General features: G+C 67.3%; 12 protein-coding genes. 10 read left to right on the top strand and 2 right to left on the bottom strand.

Translation table 11 applies throughout. The features are described from left to right. Nucleotides 1-46 precede the first annotated feature (46 nt). The 8 genes from H4W27_RS07350 to dapF all read left to right on the top strand — a co-directional run bounded on the left by H4W27_RS07350 (nucleotide 47) and on the right by dapF (nucleotide 7053). Nucleotides 47-493 (top strand): helix-turn-helix domain-containing protein, encoded by a 447-nt coding sequence (locus H4W27_RS07350; RefSeq protein WP_192595348.1) that lies wholly within the window; start codon nucleotides 47-49, stop codon nucleotides 491-493. 114 nt (nucleotides 494-607) lie between these two features. After that, a complete protein-coding gene (locus H4W27_RS07345; RefSeq protein ID WP_192595347.1) occupies nucleotides 608-1123 on the top strand; it encodes a MarR family winged helix-turn-helix transcriptional regulator in 516 nt (171 codons plus the stop codon). Then, nucleotides 1120-1338 (top strand): DUF3046 domain-containing protein, encoded by a 219-nt coding sequence (locus H4W27_RS07340; protein WP_192595346.1) that lies wholly within the window; start codon nucleotides 1120-1122, stop codon nucleotides 1336-1338. The genes H4W27_RS07345 and H4W27_RS07340 overlap by 4 nt, the downstream gene beginning before the upstream one ends. 253 nt (nucleotides 1339-1591) lie before the next feature. Then, on the top strand, nucleotides 1592-2635 hold the full coding sequence (recA, locus tag H4W27_RS07335) for a recombinase RecA (RefSeq protein ID WP_192595345.1): 1044 nt from the start codon (nucleotides 1592-1594) through the stop codon (nucleotides 2633-2635). Nucleotides 2636-2647: 12 nt separating this feature from the next. Then, entirely contained in the window at nucleotides 2648-3538 is an 891-nt protein-coding gene (locus tag H4W27_RS13740; RefSeq protein WP_318782215.1) for a regulatory protein RecX, read from the top strand. Nucleotides 3539-3564: 26 nt separating this feature from the next. Next, nucleotides 3565-5109: a tRNA (N6-isopentenyl adenosine(37)-C2)-methylthiotransferase MiaB gene (gene miaB, locus H4W27_RS07325; RefSeq protein WP_192596487.1), complete on the top strand. Its 1545-nt coding sequence runs from the start codon at nucleotides 3565-3567 to the stop codon at nucleotides 5107-5109. Next, the gene (miaA, locus tag H4W27_RS07320) at nucleotides 5109-6020 is read left to right on the top strand and encodes a tRNA (adenosine(37)-N6)-dimethylallyltransferase MiaA (protein ID WP_192595344.1); all 912 of its coding nucleotides are present in this window, start codon (nucleotides 5109-5111) and stop codon (nucleotides 6018-6020) included. The genes miaB and miaA overlap by 1 nt, the downstream gene beginning before the upstream one ends. Nucleotides 6021-6063: 43 nt before the next feature. Continuing rightward, nucleotides 6064-7053, top strand: coding sequence for a diaminopimelate epimerase (dapF, locus tag H4W27_RS07315; RefSeq protein WP_192595343.1), 990 nt, complete (start codon nucleotides 6064-6066; stop codon nucleotides 7051-7053). Between the two features lie 106 nt (nucleotides 7054-7159). Here the strand turns inward: dapF and H4W27_RS07310 are convergent, their stop codons facing one another. After that, on the bottom strand, nucleotides 7160-7777 hold the full coding sequence (locus tag H4W27_RS07310) for a class I SAM-dependent methyltransferase (protein ID WP_192595342.1): 618 nt from the start codon (nucleotides 7775-7777) through the stop codon (nucleotides 7160-7162). A gap of 243 nt (nucleotides 7778-8020) precedes the next feature. Between H4W27_RS07310 and hflX the strand changes: the two genes are divergently transcribed. Together hflX and H4W27_RS07300 are read left to right on the top strand one after the other, a co-directional pair. Next, nucleotides 8021-9646, top strand: a complete 1626-nt coding sequence (gene hflX / locus H4W27_RS07305; RefSeq protein WP_192595341.1) for a GTPase HflX — start codon at nucleotides 8021-8023, stop codon at nucleotides 9644-9646. A gap of 2 nt (nucleotides 9647-9648) precedes the next feature. Then, nucleotides 9649-11676: an ATP-dependent DNA helicase gene (locus H4W27_RS07300; RefSeq protein ID WP_318782214.1), complete on the top strand. Its 2028-nt coding sequence runs from the start codon at nucleotides 9649-9651 to the stop codon at nucleotides 11674-11676. Nucleotides 11677-11690: 14 nt separating this feature from the next. Here H4W27_RS07300 and H4W27_RS07295 read toward each other — a convergent pair whose 3' ends face one another. Beyond that, entirely contained in the window at nucleotides 11691-12530 is an 840-nt protein-coding gene (locus H4W27_RS07295) for a M15 family metallopeptidase (protein ID WP_192595340.1), read from the bottom strand. Between the last annotated feature and the right edge of the window lie 36 nt (nucleotides 12531-12566).

Genomic DNA, 12566 nt, shown 5'->3' with positions numbered 1-12566 from the left:
AAGACCGTTGACCACAGGTGGAACATACCGAAAGAGGAGTGAGTCCATGGTGAGACAACCAGTCACCGTCAACGGCGTGACCCGTTGGAAAGATATGGACGTCGACGGCGTCGCCACCACCGAGACCCGAGAGTCCAAAGGCGTGGTCCTGCGCCAGGAGATCGGCGATGTCCTGCGCAGCATCCGCCAGGCCGAGGGTCGCACCCTGCGGGACGTCTCCCATGACGCGCGAGTGTCCCTGGGATACCTCTCTGAGGTCGAGCGCGGTCAGAAGGAAGCCTCCTCGGAGCTGCTTGCCTCCATCTGTTCGGCCCTGGACGTGCCGCTGTCCACGATGCTCTCCCAGGTCGCTGAGCGCATCGCCAACGCTGAAGGTCTGCAGGTGCCCGACACGGTGCCCACCGAATTTCAGCGAGAGTTCGGCGGTGGAGTCGTGCCGGACCGCGTGCCGGACAACCTCACCCGCGAGGAGCTCGCGCGCAGCGGATCGTAGACCGCCGCAGCGGCATTGCGGCGCAGCCGCAGCCTCACAGCGGTTCAGCATGGGAGGGCACCCTGCGGGGTGACCCTCCCTTGCTGTGTGGTCCACTGACTTAGACTGAGATGCATGGAAAGCCATCGACGACGCGCCAAGGTCCACGAGCTCGAACAGGAGTTCAACAGACTCTTCGTCCGGCGTCGCTTCAACGCTCTCCAGCTGGCCCGCCAGATCGACTCTGAGATTGAGCCAGCCTCCTATTCGGTGCTTGCGACGCTGCAGCAGATGGGGCCCCAGCGGATGACGGCGATCGCTCGCCACCTTGGAATCGGCAAGCCGACGCTCTCCCGCCAGCTGAGCACGCTTGAGGCTCGGGGCTTCATCGAGAAGGCCACCGATCCCGACGACGGCCGTGCCCAGACGGTCTCGCTCACCGACGAGGGACGGTCCCGGCTTGAATCTGCGCAGGGAGACCGTGCTGAACGATACCTGCAGATGCTGCAGCCCTGGGAGGAGCAGGAGATCACCATGCTCTCCGGGCTGCTGGCGAAGCTGAACCGCAGCTATACCGAGTTCGACGCCGAGAATGATCCAGCACTGGCTCCCGAGTCAGCTGCCCACGAAGCCGCCGAGGGAGATTCATGAGACAAAGTCGATTCTGGTTCCTCATGGAGGACGAGTTCGGATCCGGATACGCTCATGTCCTCGCCGACTCCCTGGTGCTCAGCGAATATCAGAAGACGGCCAAGGCCTCCCTCGAGGCCGGGGTGAACCCGCGGGATGTCTGGGAAGCCGTCTGCGAGCAGCAGGATGTCCCGGTGGATCGCCGGCTGGGACGAGACATCCAGCCCAAGAGCTGACCGCCCTGCTCACGGCCGGTTCACGGCCCGTGCGCGACGAGGCTGCGCGACGAGACGGGGCAGCTCAGCGCCGAGACACGCCGGACCGCAGTCGAAGATATGTTCGAGCCGATGCGCTAGAGTTTTCCCCAGAAGGCCCGGACGGCGGGATGAGGTTCTGTTGAATGCACATCGCTCGTTTCTGCACGCGGGCATGTCAGAGGGTCCGCCTAGTCTGGCACCACATACATACGACGACTCATCGAGGTGAATCATGGCAGTAAGCCAAGATCGTGAAAAGGCGCTTGAAGCAGCGCTCGCACAGATCGACAAGCAGTACGGAAAAGGTTCGGTCATGCGGCTGGGTGACGAGACCCGCGCACCGATCGAGACCATTCCGACCTCCTCGATCGCCCTGGACGCCGCTCTGGGCATCGGCGGCTTCCCGCGCGGACGCGTGGTGGAGATCTACGGCCCCGAGTCCTCCGGCAAGACGACAGTGGCCCTGCATGCTGTGGCCAATGCGCAGAAGCTGGGCGGCATCGCTGCCTTCATCGACGCCGAGCATGCGCTCGATCCGATCTACGCGCAGAATCTCGGCGTGGACACCGACGCGCTGCTGGTCTCCCAGCCGGACACCGGTGAGCAGGCGCTGGAGATCATGGACATGCTGATCTCCTCCGGCTCCATCGACATCGTGGTCATCGACTCCGTGGCCGCCCTGGTGCCCCGTGCAGAGATCGAAGGTGAGATGGGCGACTCCCACGTCGGGCTGCAGGCCCGCCTGATGTCACAGGCACTGCGCAAGATCGCCGGGCGTCTGTCACAGACGAAGACCACAGCCATCTTCATCAACCAGCTGCGCGAGAAGATCGGCGTCTTCTTCGGCTCCCCGGAGACCACCTCGGGAGGCAAGGCGCTGAAGTTCTACGCCTCCGTCCGCGTGGACGTCCGTCGCATCGAGACCCTCAAAGAGGGCACCAACGCCGTGGGCAACCGCACGCGCGCCAAGATCGTGAAGAACAAGATGGCACCGCCGTTCAAGCAGGCCGAATTCGACATCATCTACGGCGAGGGCATCTCTCGCGAGGGCGGGCTGATCGATGTCGGAGTCGAGAACGGACTGGTCAAGAAGTCCGGAGCCTGGTTCACCTATGACGGTGACCAGCTCGGTCAGGGCAAGGAGAAGGCACGCACCTTCCTCAAGGACAATCCTGACCTTGCCGATGAGATCGAGCGCCGCATCCGCGAGAAGCTGGGACTCATCGCTCCCCTCGAGGATGAGGGTGGACCCGCACTGAAGGCGGTCGACGCCTGATAGGAGGTCGCCGTGGGTGACCAGCAGCAGACCATCGACGCGCTGCGCGAAGCCTTGACTCGCATCGAGGAGCGGGACCCGGACGCACCGGTGCCGGACTTCCTCGATGTGAGTGCACCGGCCGAACCCTTCCCGGAGGACACGGCCGGTGAGAGCGAGCCCGGCCGGGGCGAGCCTACCGAGCCGGGCGCTGAGCCAGGCACCGGGCCGGGCACTGAGTCAGGCACCGGGCCGGGCACTGAGTCAGGCACCGAGCCGGGCGCTGAGTCAGGCGCCGGGCCGGGCACTGAGCCGGGCGCTGAGTCAGGCACCGGGCCAGGCGCCGGGCCGGGCACTGAGCCGGGCACCGCGGGTGAGGACGAGCACGAGGAAGAGGCCGGGGACCTCGAGTCGCTGAGCCCCGAGCAGCAGTACGAGAAGGCCCGTGCCGTGGTGCTGCGTCGACTCACCGGTTCCCCGAAGACCCGGCAACAGCTGGCCACTGCGCTGCAGGAGAAGGAATTCTCTGCGGAGGTCATCACTCGTGTCTTGGATCGCATGGAGGAAGTCCATCTGATCAATGACGCAGAGTTCGCCCGCACCTGGGTGCGGGGGCGTCACGAGATCAAGAATCTTGGAAAATCTGCGCTGCGCCGCGAGCTTCGCGAGAAGGGCGTCAGCGACCCTGTGGCCGAGGAGGCCTTGGAGCAGCTCAGTGATGACGACGAGCTGGCAGCCGCCCGTGAGCTCGTCGAGCGCAAGCTCCGTGGCAAAACCGTGCCCGCCGGCACCGGTCCGGAGGATCGTGCAGAGCGAGACAAGACCACTCGTCGACTGGTCTCCATGCTGGCCCGGCGCGGCCACGCCCCCGGGACGGCGTTCCAGATCGTCCGCGAGGTGCTGGACGAACACGCCAGCGCGTAGAATTCTCTGCGATGACTGATGCAGTGATGGACCGCACCGATGACGCCTCTCTGGACCCTGCCTCGGCGGCCGAGTCCCAGGGACCGCAGGACCGCACGTACGAAGTGCGCACCTTCGGCTGCCAGATGAATGTCCATGACTCGGAACGCATGTCAGGACTGCTCGAAGACGCCGGATACGCTCCGGTGCCCACCGGCGCGACGCCTGATCTGGTGGTCTTCAACACCTGTGCCGTGCGGGAGAACGCCGACAACAAGCTCTACGGCAACCTCGGCATGCTGCGCCAGACCAAAGCCAAGCACGAGGGGATGCAGATCGCCGTCGGCGGCTGTCTCGCCCAGAAGGACCAGGAGACAGTCCTGGCCAAGGCGCCCTGGGTCGACGTCGTCTTCGGCACCCACAACATCGGCTCCCTGCCCGCGCTGCTGGAACGCTCCCGGCACAACGCCGAGGCGGAGCTCGAGATCCTGGAATCTCTGGAGACCTTCCCCTCCACGCTTCCGACCAAGCGCGAGTCCGTCCATTCGGGATGGGTCTCCATCTCGGTCGGATGCAACAACACCTGCACGTTCTGCATCGTGCCCTCCCTGCGGGGGAAGGAACGCGATCGCCGCCCCGGGGAGATCCTCGCCGAGGTTCGCGCCCTGGTGGCCGACGGCGCCGTGGAGGTCACCCTGCTCGGGCAGAACGTGAACACCTACGGAGTGGAGTTCGGAGACCGCGGCGCCTTCGCGAAGCTGCTGCGTGCCTGCGGTGAGATCGAAGGACTTGAGCGGGTCCGTTTCACCAGCCCCCACCCGGCCTCCTTCACCGATGACGTCATCGACGCCATGGCCGAGACGCCCAACGTCATGCCCCAGCTGCACATGCCTCTGCAGTCCGGCTCAGACAAGGTGCTCAAGGACATGCGACGGTCCTACCGGTCCAAGAAGTTCCTCGGCATCCTGGACAAGGTGCGCGAGCGCATGCCGCACGCAGCGGTCACCACCGACATAATCGTCGGATTCCCCGGTGAGACGGAAGCAGACTTCGAAGACACTATGCGCGTGGTCGAAGCCTCCCGATTCTCCTCGGCCTACACCTTCCAATACTCCCCGCGGCCAGGGACTCCTGCGGCCACGATGGAGGACCAGATCCCCAAAGCCGTCGTGCAGGAACGCTTCGAACGGCTCTGCGCGCTGCAGGACCGGATCTGCGCCGAGGAGAACGCCACCCTGCTCGGCAGCTCACAGGAGCTCCTGGTCACCGCAGATTCGGGAGCCAAGTCGGCCGAGACCGGTCGACTCTCCGGCCGCGCACCGGACAATCGACTGGTCCACTTCGCCGTGCCTGCTGGAGAGTCTGTCCCGCGCCCCGGTGACTTCGTGACAGTGACCATCACCAAGGCGGCAGGGTTCCACCTGATCGCCGACCCCGCCGGCCCCGGCGACTATCGTCTGCGCCGATCCACGGCCGGCGATGCCTGGGATCGCTGGCAGGCAGACTCCTGTGGAGTGGGGACCACCAAAGTGGGCGGGTCCACCCCCGCAGCGGTCTCGCTGGGCATGCCCACTCTGCGCGTCGGCCCCTGATGACTCCGCTGATCGTCATCGTCGGTCCCACCGCCTCAGGAAAGTCGTCGCTGGGGATCGACCTTGCGGCGCGCCTGGACGGAGAGATCATCAACGCCGATTCGATGCAGCTCTACCGCGGCATGGACCTCGGCACCGCCAAGGTGACCCCGGCGGAGTCGAAAGGCGTCCCGCACCATCTGCTCGATGTCCTGGATGTCACCGCCGAAGCCTCTGTGGCCGCCTTCCAGGACCAGGCCCGGCGGATCGTCGCGGAGATCCGCGGCCGGGGCAGGACTCCGATCATGGTGGGCGGCTCGGGACTCTACGTGCGCGCGGTGATCGACGTCATCGAGTTCCCGCCCACCGACCCGCAGCTGCGCAGCCGACTCACCCAACGGCTTGAGGACGAAGGGGCCGCCGTGCTGCGCCTGGAGCTGCGCGAGCAGGATCCTGAGTCGGCGGCCGTGATCAAGGACGACCGGCGGCTGGTGCGCGCGCTCGAAGTCGTGCAGCTGACCGGCAGAACCTTCTCCTCCTATATGCCCCAGCGGCTCCACGAACCCAGCCTCGGTCCGGTTCTGCAGCTCGGCCTCGATGTGGACCGTGGACTGCTGCGTGAACGCATCGCCGCCCGGGTGCGCACCATGGCGGAGCAGGGCATGCTCGAAGAGGTCCAGCACCTTCAGGCCCGCGGCCTGCGAGAGGGCAGGACCGCCTCCCGCGCGATCGGCTACCAGCAGTTCCTCCAGGTGATCGACGGTGAGATCACCGAGGAGGAGGCGATCGAGTCCACGATCCTGGCCACCCGAAGATTCGCCCGGCGCCAGGAGACCTGGTTCCGAGCAGATCCGCGGATCACCTGGCTCAGCGCACCGGCGGATGACCTCGCCGCCCGGGCCCAGGAAGTGATCGACAGCTCCGCGCGTTGAACACCTCGAGAGCACCAGGTCTTCAGCCGCTCTTGTCCCCGCTATGAAGGAGAACCGCGTGGCCCATCACCTCACCGGACTCGACGCCCTCGCCGGCACCACTGTCACCAAGGCACATGCCACGGGCAACGACTTCGTCATGCTCGCCGACCCGGCGGGAGAGCTGACCCTGGAGCCCGATCAAGTGGCAGCGCTGTGTGACCGCCATCTGGGCATCGGCGGAGACGGCATGATCCGCGCCGTCCCGGCCCACCTGGTCACCTCGGACGCTGCGGTCTCCCGCGTGCTGGCCGAGAACCCTGATCTGGTGAGCACCGAAGACGCCCCGCTGTGGTTCATGGACTACCGCAACGGCGATGGATCCGTGTCTGAGATGTGCGGCAACGGTGTTCGCGCCTTCGCCCATTTCCTGCTCGCCGAGGACCTCGTCCAGCTCGTCGAGGGGGAAGAGCTTCCCGTGCTGACCCGCGCGGGAATGCGCAGCGTGCGCAGGGTCCCCGAGGGTTACGCGATCGGGATGGGCGTATGGTCCTTCATCGACCCCGAGCTGGCCTCCTCCAAGGCCTCGGACTCCTTGGTGATCGCCTCCGGGCTGGACGAGCCCCGGCCGGCTCTGAGCATCTCGATGGGCAACCCGCACACCGTCGTCGCCCTGGGCGACACGGCGCTGCTAGAACAGCTGAACCTGCAGGAAGCTCCTCAGGTGGACCCGGTCCCGCCCCACGGCACGAACGTGGAGTTCGTGGTCCCCGCCGAGCCCCTGGTCACCACCGACGAGGCGGGGCAGCCGGTGGGACGCGTCCGCATGCGGGTCCATGAGCGCGGAGTCGGGGAGACCATGTCCTGCGGGACGGGCGCCTGCGCAGCGGCGGCTGCGGTGCGTGTCTGGGCCGCCGATGACACCGTCAACCTCTGGAAGGTCGATGTCCCCGGCGGGCAGGTCACGGTCCGGTTCACCGCCCGGGCCGACGGCGCGGAAGATGTGGAGCTGGCGGGTCCGGCCGAGCTGGTGCTCCGCGGCACGCTGGCCTGACGCCGCTGATCTGGTCTGGCGCTGCCTGACGCCCCTGATCTGCCTGACGCTGCATGACGCCCCAGATCCAGGCGGGCGCAGGCTGACCGGTGAGCGACGGGGCCGGTTAGACCCGCTGGACGCGCAGCAGGCGGAAGCCCTTGGAGGTCTCCGCGCGATCGCTGCGGAATTGCCCCTCAGCCTCGGTGAGCATGGTCGTCATCCAGGTCAGCAGCGAATCCGCGCCGAGGTTCTTCTGCACCACCAGCCAGGCCTCGCCGCCGGGGCTCAGGCGCGGCAGCCAGTGCTGCAGCAGCCCGTGCAGCGCCTCCTTGCCCACCCGGATCGGGGGATTGGACCAGATGGAGGCGAAGCTCAGGTCCGTGGGCACATCCTCGGGTGCCGAGACCCTCACATTGGTCAGTCCCAGCGCGGCGGCGTTCTCGGCGCACAGGGTTCGGGACCGTTCATTGACGTCCACCGCCCAGACCGTCGCCTCGGGAGAACGCATGGCCATCACCAGCGCGATCGGCCCCCAGCCGCAGCCGATGTCCAGCAGGTCGCCGTGCTGCGCCGGAGCCGGAGCATGTTTGAGCAGCACCGCCGTGCCCTTGTCCACGCCCTCCGGGGAGAAGATCCCGCCAGCGGTGCTCACCGAGACTGACCGGCCATCCAGCGTCACCTCTACACTGCGGCGCGTGAAGGGACCCTCGGGAGATGCGGAGAAATAATGCTGGGAGCTCACAGGGTGAATCGTAGTAGACTTGTCCCCATGTGGATTCACCTGACGTACTCCCGCCCGCGCGGTTGAGTCTCCCCTCATCACCCCGCCGGCCCTGTGCGCCGGCGAAGCCAGCACTCCACATCATCGAACAAGCCCCGCAGTTCATCCACAGCGGAGCCGTGCACTTACCTGTGTCCGCGGCCGAACGTAGAATGGATACCCACAGCGGGCAGGGCCAGCCCGAAAACTGGTCCTAAGGAGATCATGACCAAGCAGAACCACACGCCAGATCCATCAGGCGAGACCCCCGAGGAGCAGGCTGCCGAGGATGTCGTCCAGTCCTCGGTGGACGCGACCATCGAGCGGATTCTCGCCGCAGACCGTGCGCGCGAGGAAGCACCGGCGCGCACCACACGGTTCGAGGCCGAATCAAGCTTCCAGCGCCGCGGAATCCTCGGCGAACAGGCGCGCGAGCTCTCCCATGCGAACTCGCCCTCCGACTCAGACGGGGACCAGTACGAAGTTCTCGAGCGCCGGTCGCTGCGCCGGGTCGACGGGCTCTCCACCGAGCTCGAGGATGTCTCCGAGGTCGAGTACCGCCAGCTTCGCCTCGAGCGCGTGGTGCTCGCCGGACTCTGGGGCGAGGGCACCGTGGAGGAGGCGGAATACTCCCTGCGTGAGCTTTCAGCCCTGGCCGAGACCGCCGGGTCCACAGTGCTCGACGGATTCCTGCAGCGCCGCGCCAAGCCGGACCCCGGCACCTTTTTCGGCTCCGGCAAGGCCGAGGAGATCCGCGAAGCAGTCGCCGATCTCGGCGCCGACACCGTGGTGGTGGATTCCGAGCTCGCTCCCTCCCAGCGCCGCGGACTCGAGGACATCGTCAAGGTCAAGGTCATCGACCGCACCGGGCTGATCCTGGACATCTTCGCCCAGCACGCCAAGTCCCGCGAAGGCAAGGCGCAGGTGGAGCTGGCGCAGATGGAGTACATGCTCCCGCGTCTGCGCGGCTGGGGCGAGTCACTGTCCCGCCAGGCCGGCGGCCAGGTCGGCGGCGCCAGCGCCGGCATCGGCTCCCGCGGACCGGGTGAGACCAAGATCGAGCTCGACCGTCGCCGGATCAACAAGCGGATGGCCAAGCTGCGCCGTGACATCACGGCCATGAAGCCGGCCCGCGACGCCAAGCGCGCCAACCGCAAGCGCAACGCCGTGCCCTCGGTCGCCATCGCCGGCTACACCAACGCGGGCAAGTCCTCGCTGCTGAACCGGCTCACCGACGCCGGAGTCATGGTCGAGAACGCGCTCTTCGCCACCCTGGACCCGACCACCCGAAAGGCGGTCACCCCGGACGGCATCGGCTACACACTCTCAGACACGGTCGGCTTCGTCCGGCAGCTGCCCACCCAGCTGATCGAGGCCTTCCGGTCCACCCTGGAGGAGGTCGCCGACGCCGATCTGATCCTGCATGTGGTCGACGCCTCCCACCCCGAGCCCGAGGGGCAGATCCGTGCGGTCCGCACCGTGCTCGCCGAGGTGGACGCCCATGAGGTGGACGAGGTCATCGTGCTGAACAAGGCCGACCTCGCCGACTGGGACGTGGTGGAGCGGATCCGGCGGCGCGAGCCGCACACGATCGTGGTCTCCGCGCACACCGGGGAGGGCATGGATGAGCTCAGGGAGCTGATCAGCAGCTCCATTCCGCGGCCCAGCGTCCCGCTGGACCTCATGGTGCCCTACGCGCAGGGGGACATCGTCTCCCGCCTGCATGCCGAAGATGCGGAGATCCTCTCTACCGAATACCTGGAGGAGGGCACCCTGTTGAAGGTGCTGGTCCGCCGCGAACTGGTCGGCGATCTCGCCGAGTTCCAGGTCGACGCCGAGTCCACGCCTTGAGTGTGAGCACCACCCGGTCCACCGGGCACAAGGAGACCACCAAGCTGCTCGAGCGCGCCGTCAGCGCGATGGGCGGGGTGGAGCGACCCGGGCAGGTGACCATGGCCGAACACGTGGCCATGGCGCTGCGCAAGCGGCGGCACCTGCTGGTCCAGGCCGGGACCGGCACGGGCAAGTCTCTGGCATATCTGGTGCCGGCCGTGGTGCACGCACTCGATGCCGAGAAGCCGGTGTTGATCTCCACCGCCACGCTGGCGCTGCAGGCCCAGATCATGGGCCGTGACCTGCCGCGGCTGCTCGAGAACATCGCCGAGCATGTGGAGCGTCCGGTGGATGTCGCGCTGGTCAAGGGGCGGTCCAACTATGTGTGCAAGCACAAGATCGACGGCGGGTTCCCTGAGGACGACGACGAGCAGGCCCTGTTCTCCTTCGCCGACGAGCCCACTGGCGGGGCCACCCCGCTCGAGCCGGGCTCCCAGCTGGGCCGAGAGATCGTCACGCTGCGCGAGTGGGCGGAGGTCACTGAGACCGGTGACCGCGATGACCTGCCCACAGGTGTCACCGACCGCGCCTGGAGGCATGTCTCGGTCAACGCGGTGGACTGCATCGGCGCGCGCAGGTGCCCGATGGCCGCGGAGTGCTTCTCCGAGCGAGCCCGGGAGAAGGCCAAGGACGCCGACCTGGTGGTCACCAACCACGCGATGCTGGCCATCGACGCCTTCGAAGGTCTCGACGTGCTGCCCGATCACGACGCCGTCATCGTCGATGAGGCCCACGAACTGGCCGACCGCGTCACCTCGGCGGTCACCGCCCAGCTCTCCGCGCAGATGATCAAGGCTGCAGCCTCCTCGGCCCGGCGCCACACCGCGATCAATGTGGAGGCGCTGCACAGCGCCGGCACTGCGGTGGAGGCCGCCTTCCACCGAGTGGACTCAGGCCTGCTGGCGCGCGGGCTCAACCCGCAGCAGCGCGAGGCCGTGGAGCTGGCCCGCAATTCCGCGCGCACCGCCCTCTCCGACTCCAAGCCCTCCGGCGACGGCGAAGCCGACCCCGGCCGCAGCACCGCCCGCTCCCGGATGCAGGCGGTGCTGGAGACTGCCAACCGGATCCTGGAGTCCCCGGAGACCCCCGATGTCGTCTGGCTCAACCGGCAGGGATCCTTCGTCCCCGGCCGCGGATACCAGGAGGCGGACCTCGAGGAGCCGCCGATCATCTATGTGGCACCCACCTCGGTGGCCGGACGCCTGCGCGAGGGCCTCTTCGGTGACCGCACGGTCATCCTCACCTCCGCCACGCTGACGATAGGGGACAGCTTCGATCCGGTGGCCGGAGCGCTCGGCCTGGTGGGGGAGAAGGCTCCCGCCTGGGACGCCGTCGATGTGGGCAGCCCCTTCGACTATCCCAAGCAGGGCGTTCTCTATGTGGCCAAGCACCTTCCGGCGCCCTCGATGAACACCGCGCAGGCGCAGCGTGACGAGCTTGCCGGTCTGATCGAAGCTTCCCGCGGGGCCACCCTGGCGCTGTTCTCCTCGCGACGTGCCGCCGAGGACGCTGCGGAGGACCTCCGCCAGCGTCTCGACGTCCCGATCCTCTGCCAGGGTGACTCGACGATGTCAGCCCTGGTGCGGGAATTCGCCGAGGATGAGGAGACCTGCCTGTTCGGCACCATGAGCCTGTGGCAGGGCGTGGACGTGCCAGGTCGCGCATGCCGTCTCGTGGCCATAGATCGCATCCCGTTCCCTCGGCCGGACGACCCGCTGCTCAGCGCGCGCAGTCAGGAGGTCGCCAAGAACGGCGGCAATGGATTCATGCAGGTCGCCGCCACGCATGCGGCCACCCGGCTGGCTCAGGGCGCAGGCCGATTGATCCGCACCTCAGAGGACAAGGGTGTGCTGGCGATCCTTGATTCGCGTCTGGCCACTGCTCGCTACGGCGGATTCCTGAAGCGCTCGATGCCGGACTTCTGGCCCACGGTCAACGGAGATCTCGCGCGCGGGGCGCTGGCTCGGCTGGCGGAGATGGACAGCTAACTGCGGAGAACGGTTCAGTCCACGGTGCTGGGCTCGTACTCATTCTCATAGTCGGGTGCCGGGGGCTGGTCCCAGTACTCCTCCAGGGTGAGTCCACGCTCGGTGACCGCGCGTGCGGCCTCCTCACCGACGTAGCGCAGATGCCACGGCTCGTAGTCGAAGCCGGTGATCTCTTCCGCTCCCTCCGGGTAGCGGATGATGAATCCGAACTCGGCTGCGTGCACCTCCAGCCACCGGCCCTGCTCGGTGTCTCCGAAGCAGGTGCGCAGGTAGCACTCTCGGTTCTGCAGGTCAGCCACGTCCACGGCCAGCCCTGTCTGGTGCTCCGAGTGCCCGGGCCGCGCGCTGACACGGTCGGCGGCCGCGGCGCCGTCCTGGAAGAGGCGCTGTTCGTAGAGGGTCTGCTGGAAGTCATAGTCCCGGTGCGCGGTGGTGGCCCAGAGCTCCAGGCCTGCCTCGTCTGCGGCCGCGTGGAGCTCCTCATAGGCTCCGGCGGCCTCCTCGCGCAGAGGAGCCTCTTCGAACTCGTGGGGCGCGTCCACGTGCCGAAGGTCGTCCGGCGTGTAATCCAGAGGGTCCAGAGGATTCTGCTTGTTCACCAGCACGTGAACTGAATCGGGCTCGGAATCCGGCCCAGCAGCGGGCCGACCGGTTCCCGCTGCTGCCTCCGAGGGCTGGACGGACTCCGCTGGACCGTCCGCTGGCCCGTCCGACGTCTCGTCAGCTCCCACGGGGGTCTCAGCGGAGGCGGCGTCCTCGCTCACCGGCGCGTCCTCACCAGCGTCGTCACCATCAGCGCAGCCGGACACCAGCAGAAGCAGGGCCGCCAACGCGCCGACGAGGGGAATGCGCATCACCCCAGCGTAGTGGGTGGTCGCGGTAGCCTTGAA

Source organism: Nesterenkonia lutea, assembly GCF_014873955.1.
Taxonomy (GTDB): Bacteria; Actinomycetota; Actinomycetes; order Actinomycetales; family Micrococcaceae; genus Nesterenkonia; species Nesterenkonia lutea.
Note: the sequence above shows the minus strand (reverse complement) of the source record. Positions and strands in the feature narration are given on the sequence as shown.